At 57.5% G+C, this 17419-nt stretch carries 11 protein-coding genes and 4 pseudogenes; 6 read left to right on the top strand and 9 right to left on the bottom strand.

Annotated elements, in window-relative coordinates:
- Positions 1-5: 5 nt before the first annotated feature.
- Positions 6-3137, bottom strand: a pseudogene (locus NKK50_RS31400) (non-ribosomal peptide synthetase); the annotation flags it as partial.
- Positions 3138-3513: 376 nt separating this feature from the next.
- Between NKK50_RS31400 and NKK50_RS26780 the strand changes: the two are divergent.
- The gene (locus tag NKK50_RS26780; RefSeq protein ID WP_352544132.1) at positions 3514-4200 is read left to right on the top strand and encodes a 4'-phosphopantetheinyl transferase family protein; all 687 of its coding nucleotides are present in this window, start codon (positions 3514-3516) and stop codon (positions 4198-4200) included.
- Between the two features lie 50 nt (positions 4201-4250).
- Here the strand turns inward: NKK50_RS26780 and NKK50_RS26775 are convergent.
- Both NKK50_RS26775 and NKK50_RS26765 read right to left on the bottom strand, forming a co-directional pair.
- Positions 4251-5169 (bottom strand): annotated as a pseudogene (locus tag NKK50_RS26775) (ATP-grasp domain-containing protein); the annotation flags it as partial.
- A gap of 570 nt (positions 5170-5739) precedes the next feature.
- Positions 5740-6027: pseudogene (locus NKK50_RS26765) on the bottom strand (helix-turn-helix domain-containing protein); the annotation flags it as partial.
- Positions 6028-6119: 92 nt separating this feature from the next.
- On the opposite strand from NKK50_RS26765, the gene NKK50_RS26760 reads away from it, so the two are divergent.
- A complete protein-coding gene (locus NKK50_RS26760; RefSeq protein ID WP_352544131.1) occupies positions 6120-6392 on the top strand; it encodes an ATP-binding cassette domain-containing protein in 273 nt (90 codons plus the stop codon).
- Positions 6393-6449: 57 nt separating this feature from the next.
- Positions 6450-7058 (top strand): oligopeptide/dipeptide ABC transporter ATP-binding protein, encoded by a 609-nt coding sequence (locus NKK50_RS26755; protein ID WP_352544130.1) that lies wholly within the window; start codon positions 6450-6452, stop codon positions 7056-7058.
- Between the two features lie 80 nt (positions 7059-7138).
- Here the strand turns inward: NKK50_RS26755 and NKK50_RS26750 are convergent.
- The 3 genes and pseudogenes from NKK50_RS26750 to NKK50_RS26740 all read right to left on the bottom strand — a co-directional run.
- A pseudogene (locus tag NKK50_RS26750) lies at positions 7139-7621 on the bottom strand (transposase); the annotation flags it as partial.
- Positions 7622-8275: 654 nt separating this feature from the next.
- On the bottom strand, positions 8276-9379 hold the full coding sequence (locus NKK50_RS26745) for a mandelate racemase/muconate lactonizing enzyme family protein (RefSeq protein ID WP_352544129.1): 1104 nt from the start codon (positions 9377-9379) through the stop codon (positions 8276-8278).
- Positions 9380-9492: 113 nt separating this feature from the next.
- Positions 9493-11046, bottom strand: a complete 1554-nt coding sequence (locus NKK50_RS26740; RefSeq protein WP_352544128.1) for an ABC transporter substrate-binding protein — start codon at positions 11044-11046, stop codon at positions 9493-9495.
- A 199-nt stretch (positions 11047-11245) separates the two neighbouring features.
- Between NKK50_RS26740 and NKK50_RS26735 the strand changes: the two genes are divergently transcribed.
- The 3 genes from NKK50_RS26735 to NKK50_RS26725 are packed head-to-tail and all read left to right on the top strand — an operon-like array spanning position 11246 to position 14749.
- Entirely contained in the window at positions 11246-12202 is a 957-nt protein-coding gene (locus tag NKK50_RS26735; protein ID WP_352544127.1) for an ABC transporter permease, read from the top strand.
- Positions 12199-13110, top strand: coding sequence for an ABC transporter permease (locus NKK50_RS26730; RefSeq protein ID WP_352544126.1), 912 nt, complete (start codon positions 12199-12201; stop codon positions 13108-13110). The genes NKK50_RS26735 and NKK50_RS26730 overlap by 4 nt, the downstream gene beginning before the upstream one ends.
- Positions 13097-14749: an ABC transporter ATP-binding protein gene (locus NKK50_RS26725; RefSeq protein WP_352544125.1), complete on the top strand. Its 1653-nt coding sequence runs from the start codon at positions 13097-13099 to the stop codon at positions 14747-14749. The genes NKK50_RS26730 and NKK50_RS26725 overlap by 14 nt, the downstream gene beginning before the upstream one ends.
- Before the next feature lie 59 nt (positions 14750-14808).
- Here the strand turns inward: NKK50_RS26725 and NKK50_RS26720 are convergent, their stop codons facing one another.
- Genes NKK50_RS26720 through NKK50_RS26710 form a run of 3 tightly spaced genes read right to left on the bottom strand, consistent with a single transcriptional unit; the run spans position 14809 to position 17413 of the window.
- Positions 14809-15915, bottom strand: coding sequence for an alcohol dehydrogenase family protein (locus NKK50_RS26720; RefSeq protein ID WP_352544124.1), 1107 nt, complete (start codon positions 15913-15915; stop codon positions 14809-14811).
- A gap of 14 nt (positions 15916-15929) precedes the next feature.
- Positions 15930-17036, bottom strand: a complete 1107-nt coding sequence (locus tag NKK50_RS26715) for a mandelate racemase/muconate lactonizing enzyme family protein (RefSeq protein WP_352544123.1) — start codon at positions 17034-17036, stop codon at positions 15930-15932.
- Positions 17033-17413, bottom strand: coding sequence for a carboxymuconolactone decarboxylase family protein (locus tag NKK50_RS26710; protein WP_352544122.1), 381 nt, complete (start codon positions 17411-17413; stop codon positions 17033-17035). Before NKK50_RS26710 ends, NKK50_RS26715 begins: the two co-directional genes overlap by 4 nt.
- Positions 17414-17419: the final 6 nt, after the last annotated feature.

The raw sequence follows: 17419 nt of genomic DNA, 5'->3' as shown, positions 1-17419 counted from the left end.
GCAGCGAGCGTTCTTATTGTGGGGTGCTCGAAAAGATCCAGAATCTTGCAATCAATGCCCAGACGATCTTGGATACGCGCCTGAACTTGGACAACAGCCAGGGAATGTCCGCCAACATCAAAGAAACTGTCTTCACCACCGACGGAATCCAGGTTCAGCACGTCCTTCCATATCTCAGCCAGTTCCGCCTGAAACCCACCGGTCGGCAAAGTTGCTGCCTTTAATTTCGGGGCGTTTCTCGGCTCGGGAAGCGCGCGTCGATCGATCTTGCCGCTACGATTGGTTGGTAGCTGCGGGAGGAACACGAACTGCGAGGGCACCATGTAGCCAGGCAACGCGCCGCGCAGGAAAGTCTGAAGTTCATCGACATCCTCCGAACTTTCCGGTCGCCTCACCACATAAGCTGTCAGGCTCGCATTTTCGCCGAGACGATCTGTCAGCGTGACGCAGCATGCTTTGACGTTTTCGTGCTTCATCAGACACTGCTCGATTTCGGCAAGTTCAACCCGCATGCCGCGGATTTTGACCTGTCCGTCCTTTCGGCCCAGGAACTCAATCGTGCCATCTGACCGATACCGGGCCAGATCACCAGTTCTGTAGAGCCTGGATTGCGGATCATTATCGAACGGGTTTGGCCGAAAAAGCTCGCGCGTGAGATCATCGTTACTGATGTAACCGCGAGCTAGGCCGACGCCCCCGATATAGAGCTCGCCGATTGCCCCAAGCGGTGCCGGATTGCCATAGCGATCAAGGATGTATGCCTTGCTATTGATGGCGGGGCGCCCGATAGGCGGCTTTCGCCCGTCGGCACTCACCTCAGTTCTTACGCAATAGACGGTCGTTTCAGTCGGCCCATAGGAATTGAAGATGCGGCGGTTTTCGCCCCAACGATCAATGAGGCTCGACGGTAAGGGCTCTCCACCCGACTTGATCACGATGAGATCAGAAAGATCAGTCGACGGCAAGGATGTCCAAGCTGTCGGTGTAAGACCGGCAACGGTGATGCGCTCACGGCGCATGAACTCGACCAGCTCTGCTCCGGGCAGCGATGCTGATGGGGGCGCAAGGCACAATCGACCACCCGAGGACAAAGCCAGCATAAAATCGAATAGCGATGCATCAAATCCGCAGGAAGCGAACTGCAATACTCGGCTATCCGGGCCCGACTGATAAGTGCGTCTTAGGTCCTCCGCCATGTTGCAGGCGCTGCGATGTTCGATCATCACGCCTTTCGGCTGACCTGTGGAGCCGGACGTATAGATCACATAAGCCAAGTCGAGGGAGCCGGCGGGGCAGTGCGGAGGCGTGACTTCATGCCGAGCAATTTCGGTGTGGTCTTCGTCGAGGAGAACCACTGCGCATTCATTCGCACCTTCAATGCTTCGCCCGGATAGGGCATCCCCAAACGTCTGTTCTCTGAGCTCCGACTTGCTGATGAGGGCAGTGGCACCAGCATCCCGCAACATGAAGCGTAGACGCTGGGGTGGCAGTCGCGGATCGAGAGGAAGATAGACGGCCCCGGCCTTCAGGACAGCGAGAAACCCGACAATGAGGTCGCACGAACGCTCAACGAGAATGCCGACCACGTCTCCAAGACGGACTCCTTTTGAAATCAGATGACGGGAAAGCTTGTTTGCCCTTTGCTCAAGTACGGCATAGCTGAGTGCCTCCCATGGGCAGCTGACAGCGATATTGTCCGGGTAAGCGGCAGCCTGCGCTTCGATCAGGTTGTGCAGGCAAGTGTCGGACGAAAAACATGCGGCTGTGTCGTTAAAATCATGCAGGAGCTGGTGCTCCTCCCCTGGCCTCAGAAGACTATAGTCGCCTATCCGTCGCGCTGGCTTATCTGCGATCGCCTCAAGCAAAAAATGATAGTGCTTCGCAAGCCGCTCTATAGTGCTAGCATCCCACAAATCCGCTTTATACACGACCTCAAGGCGGACACTTTCCTTGCGTGCCAGGATTCGAAAATCAAGATCGATCCAGGTATCGGTCTCACAAAATTGGATTTGCGCAGGCAAGCCGGAGAGGTCGACGTCGCATGGCGTGAAGCCAAGAGAACTCACCGCCTCCGGAGTGAAGTTGAAAGCTGCTTGCGCGAGCGGATTGCGATCAGGTGTAGGGGGGAGCTTGAGCTTCTCCAGCAGCAGTGGAAGAGGAAAATATTCGTGGCTGCGCGCGCTGCGCATCAGATGTCGCACCCGCTGCAAATGGTCGAGGAAAATGGGATTTCCGGAAAGATCTTGCCGCAGGGCCGCCAGGGTCACAAAGTAGCCGAAGGTGCCCGAAAAACTTCCTGCCGGACGGCCAAGGCGAGGCACGTAAAGGGTGATGTCGTCCTGGTCGCAATAACGATGCAGCAGGACATAATAGGCAGCAAGGAGGACGGTGGACAGCGTCACTTTTTCCTGGTGCGCCAGTCGTTCCAAGCGCGCGACCACGGGCTTGTCGATGTCCAGGGAGAAAACTGACCCAGTGTGCGTCGCGGGCGCAGTTCGTGGTTTGTCGGTCGGAAGGGCCAGGTCGGGCTCATGATCGACAAATTGGCTGCGCCAGTACGCCCACATACGCTCTCCGTCGTCGCCGGCAAGGAGTCGCTCCTGCCAGGCTACGAAGTCCTCGTACGGGGTCATCGTGGTCAGAACCGGTATTTCCGTTTTGCCACAAAACGCCTGGTAGAGCCTGCCGAACTCGTGCAGGAAGGTGCGAATGCTGTAGGCGTCGGAAATGATGTGATGGAAATTGAGGAGGAGAATCTCGTCCGTGGCACTGCGCATGAACAGGTGTGCGCGAAACAATGGCCCATGTTCCAGATCGAAAGGCGAGCGAGCTTCCGCTGCGATGGAGTGACGGAAGTCCGCCTCTTCAAGATCTTGTAGCCGAACGACATGAAAGCTCAGAAGGGCAGTCTCATGAATACGCTGATGGATCCGCTCGCCTTCCTGGTGAAAGGTCGTCCGCAGCATTTGATGGCGGTCAATCAAAGATTGGAGCGCGCGCCGCAAGGCATCAATGTCGAACGGCGCCTTTATGCGCAACTCGACTGGCAGATTGTATTCGCTACCGGTCGGTCGTTTTTGATGGTGTATCCAAAGGCCCATCTGGCTATGCGACAGCGGACGGGTAACATGATCCATTGCTTTCTCCAGCCACATATTTGTGCGGAGAACGCTACCCCGTCTTCTCTTGGGATGGTCTGAATTTTTAGCGAATTATCATTCCATTTATGTGAACCTATTGTATCAAGAAATACATACCAACTCGTAATTGGAATTTATGTTGAGCTTGTATGTCAATTCTATTAAGGAGAAAGATCGAAAGCTATAATGTTGTTTCACAATTGTTAAAATGGCTTCATATATCTTTACACATCGCGAGCCATAGGCAATGTAGAAGCGTCTCCTAGTGACAGCAACCGAGCCACCTAAAGCAGCTGAAGGGTCTGAACGGCCACAGCGAGAAAGCCGTTTTGTGCTGATCAGGCAACAGCGGGTTGTGGAGCAGCTTTGATGCATGCATTCGAATAGGCAGACGGGCACCATCGACGTTTGGGTTTTCCGGCATTCTCAGCTGACGATCCCTACGTTGCATATGCGCGAAATTCTGAGCCCAACTGAGCGGGAACGGGCTGAGAAAATTCGTCACATGAATATGCGCCTTTCGTATCTTCAGGCAAAGTGCGCTTTTCGGATCATCCTTTCTGCGCACTTGCGTATTCCGCTGGGAGATCTCCAGATGACCATTTCGCGCTTCGGCAAGCCCCGATTGCCGGCGCACGATATTGAAGTGAGCCAAGCTCATAGTCACGATTGGTCGGCCGTCGCCGTATCAACCTTAGGCTTCGTTGGGATAGATATTGAGGTTTGGCGCCCCCTGGCAAATTGCCGGCAGTTGGCTTGCCAAGTTATGACCGACCAAGAGGCAAGGGCTTTTGAAGACATTCCGAGCGAGCTGACTGTGCGAAAGTTCTTGGAGCTGTGGACCAGAAAAGAGGCCATACTGAAATGCGCGGGTCTTGGCCTCCGCCAAGATCCGCGTGGCCTTCATACAGGCTGGGATGAGCCGGTCGTGGAATTTGGTGACGTGCAATGTTACCTCAACGCACTCCCAGTCTGCGGGCGATTGGTAGGGCATTTAGCATCGCATGCTCCTCAAAAAATCATCATGCGCAGCCTGCCATCAGAATGGACGCTTGGCTGAAAGGACGCGCTGCAACAACGCCGATGAACGCAGCCTCGACGAGCGCGACCGTCGCCTGTAACCAAGTGGATGTGTTCGGTGACGAGATCGACTCCGTAAGCTTAGCTGAACCAGTTGAGGAGTGCCCCCACCAGCAAGACGCGGATTGACTTCAATGACAACTGAGCCAGACGTTGTCCACCAGAATTCAATATTCGCTGGCCCCCAGCCAAGGCCAAGAGCTCGCAAGCAGCTAAGCGAAACGTCCGCGATACGCTCCTGTTCGTGAGCGGTCAGCGGGGCGGGAAAGGTGAACTGACGGTATGCGAAATGCGGTAGAGGGCCAAATTCACCGGTACTCATCCCAAGAACGTCATTTCCCATTGTTTCAGCAGTATAGTAGGGGCCTTGTGCAAATTCTGCGACTAACACCCGGGGCGAGGATGGTAATAAATCACTCCTGCCCAACAGAGAGGTCGTATGTTCGGTCACTTCGTCAAAGTTGCGACACAATCGGACGCCGATGCTAACGCTCCCTTCCACTGGCTTAACAATCACCGGCAGGCCGATCTCGGCGGCAGCACTTTCAACGTCCGAAGCATCCGCTACCAAGCGATAAGCGGGTACTGGAACGCCGGCTTCGCGAGAAGCTGACGTTGACTGAATTTGTCGCAACATCGTTCGATGGATGTGGGGTCCGGTCCCGGCAGACTGAAAAACCGGGAGAGTTTGCCAACTGTCGCACAGAGCGTGTCCCAGTCGCTCGTAATTCCGGCGATGTCATAGGTCTCACGTAGCCGAGAACATTCGCGGATCAGCGAGATTGTTTATATCAACACGGACTGCCTCAAACCCTTCCGCCGCAAGATAACGTACTGAGCTGGATCAGCCGACAGGTAATCGGATAAAGACCGTGATGGAGGGCCGCTTTCACGTAAGCGGACCATTGTTCCTAGAACCTTCAAGCAGGATAAGCGCTCTTCGTGCCATTGGCTGGTGACTCCAACGAGGCCGGGCTGTGAAACGGTCCGAGGGCTCATCAGCATAAGATATTTCAGCCATGCCTGACGCCGGTCCTTGTGGTGAACCTACCATTGTCAAAGACTTGCAGTCGCAAAGATTCTGCAAATTTAATTGAAGGAACTGTTGCGACAGGGGCGCCAGTGTTTTCGAAACCCCGATAGAAATGTGTGCAGCGCGTCCGTCCGTGGTCGGTCGCTGAGAGAACCTGATCGGCACATCCCAATCGCACATCGTACCAGCTCCTGGTATCTATCTATCTAGCTTCAACAGGTTGTCCAAGGCTAGAGCGAGGCGACTGATACAGCCATGCAGCCCGGACCGGCAACTCTGCGGCGCGGTGACCTGAAGTCGGATAGGCGATGGCATACGCCGATTCGCGTAGCGCCTTCTGGATTAAGCGTGCGCCATCGCCCCTCTCAAGGCGGGGTCGCCTACTACGCCAGGTTTGGCGTCGCGATAGCCGGCCTCATGGCCAACAAAGATCCCAAGCGCGGAAGGAAATGGAGCCTGCAATCAACCATGGCAAGGCCGAGCGCACAGTCCGGCACGCTTGAGGACGCGGCTGACGGTGGCGGGCGATACGCCGACCTCATGAGCGATGTGCTTGCCGGTCCAGCGTTGCCGCCGCTACGCAACGATGCGCTCGGCGATCGACGCAGCGGTGGCCTGTGGCATATGGGCGGGCCGCGAGGAACGGTCGATCATGCCTGCCCGCCCTTCGGCCTTGTAGCGCTCGACCCAGCGCGCCACGATCTTGGCCGACACGCCGTAGACACGCGCTGCATGGGCTTGGGAAAAAGCGCGTTCGATCACCGACAGCGCCATCCTGCGCGTCAGCTTCCGCACTATGGGTCCGCTGAAGGCGCTCGCGACCGCGACGAAAGCCCCTTTCATCGACGCTGTATGCGGTGTGTTCTTTGAAGTCCGACAAGGGCGAGACACTTGCCCTTGTCGGTGAAAGCGGCTCAGGCAAATCTACCATCGCGCGCACGATGGTGGGCTTGCAGCGGGCCGCGAGCGCGAGCGGCAGCGTCAGCTTCGGCGGGCAGGAAATCGAGGAACTCAGCGGGGCTGAACGGAAGCCCTCCTGGCGGCGCATGCGATGGTGTTCCAAGGACCCCGTCGGATCACTCTCGCCCAGGCTGATGGTTGGATCGCTCCTGACAGAGCCTTTTCGCACCATCGATTAAAGAACCGCGATGCCGGAGCCGAAGCGGCGCGCCTACTAAGTATGGCCGGCCTGCCGGTTGATCTTGTTCGTCGCTATCCCCATCAGCTTTCCGGCGGTCAGGCCAGGCGTGTGGGAATGCGCGAGCCTTGCGTTCGAACCCGATTTGGTCATCGCCGATGAGCCGACTGCAGGCCTCGACGTCTCGGTGCAGGGCGAGGTGTTAAACCTACTCGCACGGCTTCAGGACGAACTCGGCATGGCGATCCTGATCATCTCACACAATCTCAATGTCGTGCGCCATATGACCGATCGCATGGCGATCATGTATCTAGGCCGCTTCATTAAGGTCGGCTCGACTGAGCATATCTTTGATCACGCACGTCAACCCTACATGCAGGCGCTGCTTGCGGCCAATCCTGAGCCTGACCCGGATGGTGTGCTGAACAGGATCGAGCTTAAGGGCGAGGTCCCGAGCATGATGAGGCGGCCATTCGGCTGCGAGTTCCACACCCGCTGTCGCTACGCGCAGGATATCTGCAGCCGCGTCTTCCCCGAACCCTCAACAAACCCGGAGAATACGGAGCACAGCTTCAGATGCCATTTTCCACTGGAGCGCGAAAGCGCGCTGCTGCTGCAGCAAAGACCGCTTTCTCCAGTTGGAACCCAAACCGATGACGAGTCATGATGCGCGCTCGCCGCAGACCATAGGGACAAGAAGAGGATCGCTGAATGGGCGAGGGTGAACTTCGGCGCGGTGGAGGTCACGTGGCCGTTCTCCGACCGGGCGAGGCAGATGTCCTTGATCCGAGCTTCGATGCCGGCCTGATCGCGGCGGCGGGACTTGTAGTGACAGGTCGACGTCGAACTCCAGAACCGGCTTGCCCGCCGGATCGACTCGTTCCACTCATCACACGTGTCCGCCACCAGCTCGCGTTTGCGAGGCCTCACAGTTTTCCCGAATGACGGCCTGCAATCTCCTTGTCCAAGGAAAGATCGGCCACCAGCTTCCTGAGCTTGCCGTTCTCGTCCTCAAGCTGCTTCAGCCCCTTCATCTCGGTCGGCAGCAGTCCGTCGTATTTCATTTTCCAGTCGAAGTACGTCGCCTGGCTGACCCCCCGCCCGACGACAGATCTCCGCGACGGGGACTCCGTCCGATCTCTGCTTCAGAATGAACGCCTTCTGCGCGTCCGAGAACTTCGATCCCTTCCGCTCCTCCCAGCCAAGGGATGTTACGGCGGAAAACTTCACTTTCGAGTGATCCAGTTTTCAGGGGTCAGAGCACAAGGAGACGGGACGAATGAAGTGTTCACGGTGCACGTCGCGATCTTAGGAGCAGGAGCGGGAATCAAGACCCGCCGATGTATGCCGCAACCTTGGGATATCGGAAGGGACTTCCATAAATGCATGGCCACGTCGGTGGCATGGATGTTCCGTTGCGCAGCGGAAGGCTGATGAAAGGAGAACGCCAAGCTGAAGAAGCTGCTCGCCCCAGCCGATGCTGGACAATGCCATCGTGAAGGATGTCGCTGCAAAAACATGAGGCCCGATGCCAAGTGGTACACTTGTGGCCCACGGCTGCGAGCTACAAGTGCCATGGTTAGGCTTTCGTCGATTGCTCAATGTCGCTAAGCGTTGATGCCGTCTCCGCTGCGATGAAGACGGTGGCTGCAGGCGAACGACGCCGGTTCGGCTATCGGCGCATCCACATCATGCTTCAACGGCAGGAACCCTGAACCCGCCGACCGGTTGTGAAGGGGGGTGCTGACCAAACCAGGCTCCAGCGCCCGTTTTTCCGTTTGTCGATCATCAGCTTGCCCTGGACCATGGCCGTCGAAGGCCCTTGGATCCAAGCGACTGCAAATGCCGCGAAATCCACGTCGACCGAAATTAGTCTTTTGCTGCTTAGTCAATAACTACCCTCGATTGACCAAGGACGTCAGGGTCAGGATTGACGCCTATCCCTGGTCCGTCGGGCGGCGAAATCTCGCCGCCAATGCGCGCGGGTGCGCCGGCGTCCAGGCGTGGCGCAACATACCCTGACAGGTCGCACGTGTTCAAAAGCCGGCTTACGGGTGTGGCGGCGGCCAAGTGAAGCAAGGCGCCAGTGGTGACGTCGGATCCCCACGTATCCTCGATGCACATCTTGGCACCAAGGTGCAAGCATAGATCGCGAAGACGCCGAAGTGCGCTAAGTCCGCCAGATTTGGAGAGCTTCAACGCGACGGCATCCATACAGCCGAGATTGTAGGCCTGGAGCAACGAGCCACTGTCATAGCCGTTTTCATCGATTTTCATGGGAAGGCCTGTGGCAGCCCGGACTGCAGCGCACTCTTCCAAGGTCGCGCAAGGCTGTTCCAGCATGATGTCGAGTGATGCAACGGCTTTGCCGACGCGGGTCGCGTCTAACCGGGTCGCACCGCAATTCCAGTCTCCGTAGACGAGAGGACCAGGGCCAACCGCCTCGCGCACTTGCCGAAGCCGCGCTACGTCGGATTCCCAATTGTTGTCCGTACCCAGCTTGACCTGGAACTGCCGCATCCCTTCAGCGAATGCTTCGCGTGCGATGCGCGCCATTTCGTCCGGTGCAGTACAGGTAATTGAATGATACAGCGGCATTCGCAGCGCCTGCCGTCCCCCGATAAGGGCGTAGAGAGGCAATTTTGCAGCTTTGCCTGTAATGTCCCAAAGCGCTAAGTCTAGTGCGGATTTCGCGTAAACGTGCCCCTGCAGCCATGCGTCGAGCTTGGTCATCAAGGCTTCGGGTCCGACAGGGTCGGCCCCAATAATAACTGGCGCCATATATTCGAGCGCTGGGCGGACACCCTCTGCATACGCGGGTAGATAGTGGGGGATCGGGCAAACCTCGCCCCACCCCGAGATGTCTTCATCGGTATCAACGCGAACCAATACCGATGTCACGGTATCGCAGGTTTTTCCGCCGGCCATGTGATAAGCAACATGGCTGGTCAGGGCAACCTCCCAGACCACGAGCCTCGTTATTTTCATTGCTGGTCCTCGCCCATGTCTAAGGTTCAATCCCGTGGTAAATACACAGTGCACCCGGGGGAGGGTGCGGTGGAAAGGCGTGTCACCCGCGGGGTGATCTCATGCTGGCTTTTCTACTCCGTGAACCAAGCGCGCTCGGCCAAACGCGCGCCCGCCATTGAGCGAACGAGATCAGGCCCGACGCCATCGACCTTCGTGCTGTAGCCGTCTAAAGTAGCAGGGAACGCGAAGATGCAATTGCCGCCGTCCTGGCTGCAGATCGCCTGCATTTCCTGATACATCGAACGACGTTTGTCCACGTCGAGCTCCGTGCGGGCGCTTTGCAGCATTTGGCTGAACCGGTCGTTACACCACCGCGTTTCATTCCAGGGAGCGTCGCATTTGAAAGCAAGCGAGAACATCATTCCGGGCGTGGGCCGTGTACCCCAATAGGTCGTGAAGTACGTCCGCTTCATCCAGATGTTGGACCAATATCCATCGTCTGGTTCTCGCTTGACGGCGAGATTGATTCCGGCGGCTCGCGCTTGCTCGGCCATCAGAACGGCAGAATCGACGGCGCCCCCAAAGGCGGCGTCCGCAGCACTAAGTTCCACATTGAGCGACGAGAGCCCGGCCTGCTTCAAATGCCACTTCGCCTTGTCCGGATCGTATTTGCGATGCGGCAACGACTTATTGAAAAACGGGTCGTTGCTCGCGATCGGCTGGTCATTGCCGACTTCCGCAAACCCCGAGAAGACGCTGGCAACCAGCCTTTCGCGGTCAATTGCGTATTTAATTGCCTCCCGGACATTGTTGTCCGAATAGGGCTTGTTGCTGACGTCCATGGCGCTACCGACGTAGGTGCCGCCCACCGTCTCCACGATTTTTAGTTGCTGGTTTCGCTTTACCAACTGAACGATCTTCGGCTCGATCCGATCAACCGCGTCGACAGCGCCTGTCGTTAGGGCATTGGCCCGAGCTGTAGCGTCATTGATATAAGTGAATTCCACGCCATCGAACCAGGCGCGATCGGCTTTCCAGTAGTTCGGATTGCGATGGGCACTAAGCGTTACACCCGGCTGGAATTTATCGAGGATATAGGGTCCCGTCCCAACAAAGGTGATCCAGTCTTTGAAGCCCTCGGGTACGATCTGAAGGTGGAAATCGCCAAGGATAACAGGGACGTCAACGTCACCGGTTTTGTGTTCAATGACAACGACGTTGTCCCCGTCGGCGCGAATGTCCGCAAAATCCTCAAGCAGGCCCTTTGCCGCCGACTTGGAGTCAGCTGCGGTATGCCTTTTCAGGGAGTAAATCACATCGGCTGAAGTCAGCTTCTTGCCGTTCGTGAACTCCACGCCCTTGCGCAGCTTGAACCTCCAGGTCTTGGCGTCTTTGCTGGCCTCCCAGCTCTCAGCTAACTCCGGAACTGGGCTCCTGTCCGGCGCGAGCTCTACTAGATTGTTTCCGAAAAGCCACCCACAGGCATAGTGGGGATCGGAAAAGTAAGACATGGGATCAAGGCTGTCGACCGTTGCGCCTTGGGAGTAGCCTATGCGTAAAGTTCCCCCTCGCCTGGGTGTCGAGGCCAAAGCCGGGCCGCCGCGCAAGCTGGCGCCTGCAATCGCCGCGGCGCCGGCGACGAGCAAGGTTCGCCGGGTTGGACGCCATGACAGGTGACCATTCATGGAAATTCTCCCATTTTACCCCACTCAGTTTCGCCGCTGTTATGGGGCGAAGAACAGCAGCGCTTTGACGAGGATGCCACGGAGGTCCTTCCCGACTTATTTGTTCTGTCCGACCGTCCGTCGGTTGACGAAGGTACGATTGTTTTATTAGGCTGTCCATACAAAAACATTTGTGCCATGACTGTTCGCGGAGGGACCGTTGGGAAACATTTCAAAGCTGATCATCAAGCGACTCGCCCTGGGGATTTTTGTCCTATGGGTGGTGTCGCTTTTTATCTTCCTCGGGGTGTCCCTGCTTCCCGGAGATGTGGCGACCGAAATACTGGGCCAGTCCGCCCTCCCTGAAACGGTCGCGGCCTTTCGACACGAGCTGGGGCTCGATCTGCCCCTTCACATCAGATATGTGCACTGGCTCGGCGGATTGCTCACCGGAGATCTCGGACACTCCCTGGCAAACGGGCGTGCCGTCTCACAGTTGATAGGTGAGCGACTGGGCAATACCTTGTTCCTAGCCGGCGTTGCGGCCTGCTTCTCTGTGCCGGTGTCGTTGCTCTTGGGGTTGCTCACTGCGCTTTATCGCGGGTCGGTCTTCGACCGCTTGACGAACGCAATTACACTCACCTGGATTTCATTTCCCGAGTTCTTCGTCGCCTACATCCTGATCATGTTCTTCTCCGTCCAGGCAGGCTGGTTTCCCAGCCTGTCGACGATGAGAGACAGCGACAGTTTTACGCATTCCCTCTACTTGGTGACGTTACCGGCATTGACGCTCACTCTGGTCGTCACCGCCCATATGATGCGCATGACACGGGCGGCAATTATTAGCGTTCTGGGCAGCCCGTTTATAGAGATGGCAAAGCTGAAGGGCATTGGCCAGCGGCGGGTCGTCGTGTGGCATGCGCTGCCCAATGCCCTGGCGCCGATTATCAACGTCGTCGTGATCGATCTGGCCTACCTCATTGTAGGCGTTGTCGTGGTCGAAGTTGTCTTCGTCTATCCGGGGCTCGGGCAGCTGATGATCGACTCCGTTCAGCGCCGCGATGTTACGGTCGTTCAAGCCTGCAGCCTTATATTTGCAGCCACTTACGTTTTGCTGAACATGTTCGCCGACGTGTTGGCGATTGCAACCAATCCGAGGCTTATGTACCCCAAATGAGTACTCCCGCTGATCTTTCCCCGCTGCCGAACATAGCCCCGGCCGGCCGGCCTCATCACCAGGATCCCGGCCGCTTTAGGGCTTTGCTCGAAGGCCTTCGTGTGGCGCCTCTAAGCGCATGGTTCGGTCTTGTCATCGTGGTCATCTACGTCGTGGTTGCGCTATTTGCGTCCGTGATTGCCCCATACGGGGAAGGCCAGGTGGTTGGATCACAGTTTGATCCGTGGACTGCCCAGCATCTATTGGGTACCGACAACCTTGGTCGGGACACGCTGTCGCGATTAATATACGGTGCACGAAACACCGTCGGCATCGCGTTTTTGACGACATCGCTTGCCTTTCTTATTGGTGGCAGCGCCGGGCTTGTCGCGGCTGTCGTCGGCGGTTGGGTCGACCAAGCCCTGGCGCGACTGGTAGACATCCTGATGGCAGTCCCGCAGCTGATTTTCGCCTTGCTGCTGCTTACGATTTTCGGCGCGTCGGTCACTTCGTTGGTTTCGATTATTGCCGTGCTCGACGCGACGCGCGTCTTTCGCCTGTCGCGCGCGGCTGGAATGAACATCGCGGTGATGGATTATGTGGAGGTAGCGCGCCTGCGGGGGGAGGGGCTGATCTGGATACTCTCGCGTGAGGTGTTGCCGAACATTTTGCCTCCGCTCGTGGCGGAGTTCGGTTTGCGTTTTTGCTTCGTTTTTCTCCTGATCAGCTCCATTTCGTTTTTGGGCATCGGCCTGCAGCCACCCACAGCAGACTGGGGCTCCATGGTGAGGGACAACGCAATTCTTATCACCTACGGTGATATCACCCCACTGTTGCCCGCCGCCGCCATTGCCCTTCTGACGGTCGGAGTAAATTTTCTAGTGGATTGGTTTCTGCACGAATCGAGCGGTTTAGATGACGAAACTTGATAGCGTCCGCAGCACCAAAGGCAACGTCATACTGGATGTGAAAGGCCTTCGAATCCGAGGCAAAAGCAAAGCCGGTTGGGCCGAGATCGTCAAAGGGATTGATCTCACGCTGCGACGCGGTGAGATCCTTGGTCTTATCGGCGAATCCGGCGCCGGCAAGTCGACGATAGGGCTTGCAGCGCTCGGGTATGTTAAACCTGGTTGCCGGATCACGGATGGGACCATTCTGTTCGCCGGCGAAGATTTAAGCGAGCTTTCCGAGGCAGAATTGCGCCGGGTGCGAGGCGTGAGGATCGCCTACGTCGCTCAGTCGGCGGCAGCTGCCTTCAATCCAGCGCACAGGCTTGTCGATCAATATACCGAAGTTGCCGTCGTTCACGGTGTTCGCGATGCTTCGTCCGCGCGCGCTGAGGCGGTCGAACTTTATCGAAAGCTGCATCTGCCCAATCCGGAGTCCTTCGGCGAGCGCTTCCCGCACCAGGTCTCCGGTGGCCAGTTGCAACGGGCGATGGTGGCGATGGCGTTGGCTTGCAAGCCGGATATCATCGTCTTCGACGAGCCCACGACCGCCCTTGATGTGACCACTCAAATCGAGGTGCTGGCAGCGATCAAGGATGTTGTCCGCGATTTCCACACCGCGGCTATCTATATCACCCATGATCTGGCGGTTGTCGCCCAGCTCGCCGATCGCATCATGGTGCTCCGCCACGGCGAACTGGTCGAAGAAGGCAACACCCGGCAGATCTTAGAGCGGCCTTTGGCCGGCTATACGCGCCAGCTCCTGAGGCGTGATGCTCCAAAAAGCGAAACAACGACCGCAAGTCGAAAGATCCTAACCGTCTCCTCCGTGGAGGCCGCCTACGGCTCGATCAAGGTACTCCATGACGTCAGCCTCTCCGTAGGGGAGGGCACTACGGTAGCAGTGGTGGGTGAGTCAGGCTCGGGGAAATCAACACTCGCGCGCGTCGTTACCGGCCTGCTGCCGTGCAGCAAAGGTACCCTTTTATTCGAAGGCAGAGTGATTGATTCCTCGCTCAAACGCCGCAGCCTGGACTTGCGCCGACGCATTCAGCTTGTTCATCAAATGCCCGACACATCGTTGAATCCGCGCCACCGCGTGCGGGAGGTACTTGGACGGCCCCTGACCTTCTACCACGGGCTCACGGGGCGCGTTCGCACAGCAGGCATCATTGAGCTGCTTGAGCAGATCGAGCTCGATCCCAATTTTCTGGATCGCTTTCCCGAAGAGCTCTCAGGTGGCCAGAAACAGCGCTTGTGCATCGCGCGGGCCTTAGCCGCGAAGCCCGATCTGATCATTTGTGACGAGGTAACATCGGCCCTCGATCGATCGGTGGCGCAGGGCATCCTTAGGCTGCTGATGGACCTGCAAAAGAATCTCGGAGTTTCATATCTGTTCATCACGCATGACTTGCAGACCGTTAGAGCTATCGCAGACGAAGTCGTTGTGATGAATCAAGGGCGCATCGTTGAGCAAGGCCCGAAGGATGAGTTCTTCGCCCCTCCACATCATCCTTACACGCAGCTCCTGCTAACCTCGGTTCCACAGATGGACCCGGAATGGTTGGACTCGATCCGAGAGAACCGTGCAGCGCTAGCCAGAGCGGTCAGCCTAGCCTAACAGGCTTCAGGCGGCGGCTTAAGCTACAGGGGCCGATAGCCCCCGTTGGAGACTCGCGCCTAGTGCGTGGTGACCACGATGTTCCCGACGTGCTGTTTATTCATAAACGCCTGCTGTGCTTGGGGGAGCTCTCGCAGAGGGTACTGCGCTGCCAGAAGTGGCTTCAGCAGTCCCTGCTCGATGAGGCCTACTAGTCGCCTAGCAGTGCCAGGTGGCACAATGGTTGCGCCAGTGAGCTGCAGATCCTTGTAGATGAGCTGTCGCAAATCGAACTCGACGGTAGGCCCTGAAATGGCGCCGGAGCTGGAATACCGTCCCCCCTGGCGTAAAGCCTCAATGAGATGACTGAAAATCTTGCCTCCGACGACGTCAATCGCGACATCGACCTGGCCGCCTACCGCTGACCGGATTGCGTCTGACAGGGCAGGTGTGTTTCGATCGAGGATCGCATATGCGCCCAGTTCTCTAAGGCTGGACACCTTCGACGGGCTCGCTATAGCAACGACACGCGCTCCGCGCAGCCGACACAGTTGCACCGCCGCCGACCCGACACCCCCCGAAGCTCCCGCGATCACCACTGTCTCACCGGGACGAAGGTCCGTTCGCGCCACAAGGTTCTCGGCCGTCGTGTACGCGCAGGGGAATGTTGCAAGCTCGGCATCGGAAAGGTCGGTGTCGATAGGCAGCGCATTGCCGGAGCGTATGACCGTATATTCGGCAAAGCCGCCGTCGCACTCCGATCCGAAATAGATCGCATTGGCAAGGTCCATCCAATCACCGGTGCCAAGCAACCAGGGATCCACTATAACCCGCTCACCAATTCGTGCGGCATCCACCCCCTCACCGACACCGACGATGGTGCCAGCGACATCAGCGCCCTGGATCAAAGGGAACCGAACCGGCGCACCCCCCCAGCTTCCTTCCTCCGATCGAGCTTCGGCAAAGCCATCGCTGCCGGTCGATGGGGTAATTCCATCTGTCACCGATTTGGAATACCAGGCCGTGCGAGTGTTGATGTCCGTATTGTTCAAACCACAGGCACCGACTCTGATCAGAACCTGCCCATCGGCCGGCACCGGAATTGGCCAATCTTCACGATAGTCGAGTTTATCCAGGCCGCCGTGGCCAGTAAGTACAACGGCACGCATTACGGATTGTGAGCTCATGCGGATTTCCCGAATTAATGGAACGTCGACACTGGTGTCCCAAGCCGGTCGGCGTCGGGGCTCACTCCCAAGCCTGGCGCCGAGGGGGGCGTGGCATAGCCTTTGACGTTCCGCGCCCCTTGACCTGGAACAGGATCGACGGCCAGGTGGTGATGACAAAGCCAGCTCGCGAGTCTGTTTTCGCGCGGGGTGGAGGACGCAAGGTGTATGGCTGCCGTGTCGGCTAGAGCAGATCCCCCAAGATCCTCCAAATGCATCTGCCAGCCGACAGACACGCCGAAGTCGCGAATTTGCCTTGCCTTGGTCAGCCCGCCAACCCGATTGGGCTTCACCTTGACGCCCTCGCACCCACCGACCTTCCACGCATCAAGATGATCCTGGAAGGTATGCAGACACTCATCGAGCATAATAGGCTGTTTCACCCGGCTTGCCACTTGGGCGCATTGCGCAAGGGTTTCGCAAGGCTGCTCGACCCATCCACGCAAGGCGACATTATTCAACACTTGAACCGCGACGGCAGGAACCCAGGCGCGATTCACGTCATAGGTGACAGTTTCGTCGGGGCGCAAAGCCGCTTCGATTGCCTCGATTCTCGAGATGTCAACGACAGGATCACTGCCACCAACCTTCGCCGAATGCGTCCGATATCCATGCTCGTAGGCCTGACGGATAAGCGCGATCATCTCGTCGTTCGATCCGGTGGAAATAGACGAGTTGACGGCAACCGGGTCGGCTTTGTCGCCTCCAAGCAACCGCCAAAGAGGCATTCCAGAAACGCGCCCCAGTATGTCCCAGCACGCCATGTCGAGTGCCGATTTGACGTAGAGGTGGCCAGGCAAGGCAACGTCCATCGTTCGATTAATGGCGTCGAGAGCGCAAGGATCCTGCCCCAATAGAGAGGGCGCCAGCGTTCCAATTCCAGCGCGAATACCGGGCCCATGGGCGGGTAGATAGGTATTGCCCCAGGGGCATCCTTCACCCCACCCCGAGATGCCCTCATCGGTGTCGATCCGGACGAACGTGCTGTCGAGCTTGTCAAAGCGAAGTCGTCCTCCCGATAGCCAATATGGTTTCGAGAGAGGCAGGTCTACCTGCCAAACAGTTATACCGGTGATCTTCATAGCAACCCTTGCTCCTGCAGCACTTTGCGGGCAACGCGAAAGCACTCGAGCGCTTGGGGAACGCCGCAATAGATGCCGACAACGTGGACAACAGCGCGGATTTCGTCCGTTGAGACGCCATTGGTAATGGCGCCGCGGCAATGCGTTTCCCATTCATGCATTTTGCCCAAAGCGCCGATCATGGCGAGATTCATCAGCGAGCGCGTTTTCGGGTCAATCGTCTCATCTCCCCAACCAAAACCCCAACACCATGCTGTCATCGCCTCTTGAAAGGGCCGGGTGAAATCATCGGCCGCAGCGAGATTGGCTTCGACGTACTTCGCTCCTAACGTCGCCTTGCGCTTGGCAAGGCCGACGTCAAACAAATCCTGTTGCAACGGAGT

Source organism: Mesorhizobium sp. M0001, from assembly GCF_040324255.1.
In the GTDB taxonomy this organism is placed as follows: Bacteria; Pseudomonadota; Alphaproteobacteria; order Rhizobiales; family Rhizobiaceae; genus Mesorhizobium.
Note: the sequence above shows the minus strand (reverse complement) of the source record. Positions and strands in the feature narration are given on the sequence as shown.

Bases quoted from the DNA above. Each gene is read 5' to 3' on its own strand.
- NKK50_RS26780 (WP_352544132.1), top strand. From the start codon at position 3,514: ATGCATTCGAATAGGCAGACGGGCACCATCGACGTTTGGGTTTTCCGG.
- NKK50_RS26745 (WP_352544129.1), bottom strand. From the start codon at position 9,379: ATGAAAATAACGAGGCTCGTGGTCTGGGAGGTTGCCCTGACCAGCCAT.
- NKK50_RS26740 (WP_352544128.1), bottom strand. From the start codon at position 11,046: ATGAATGGTCACCTGTCATGGCGTCCAACCCGGCGAACCTTGCTCGTC.
- NKK50_RS26730 (WP_352544126.1), top strand. From the start codon at position 12,199: ATGAGTACTCCCGCTGATCTTTCCCCGCTGCCGAACATAGCCCCGGCC.
- NKK50_RS26725 (WP_352544125.1), top strand. From the start codon at position 13,097: ATGACGAAACTTGATAGCGTCCGCAGCACCAAAGGCAACGTCATACTG.
- NKK50_RS26720 (WP_352544124.1), bottom strand. From the start codon at position 15,915: ATGAGCTCACAATCCGTAATGCGTGCCGTTGTACTTACTGGCCACGGC.
- NKK50_RS26715 (WP_352544123.1), bottom strand. From the start codon at position 17,036: ATGAAGATCACCGGTATAACTGTTTGGCAGGTAGACCTGCCTCTCTCG.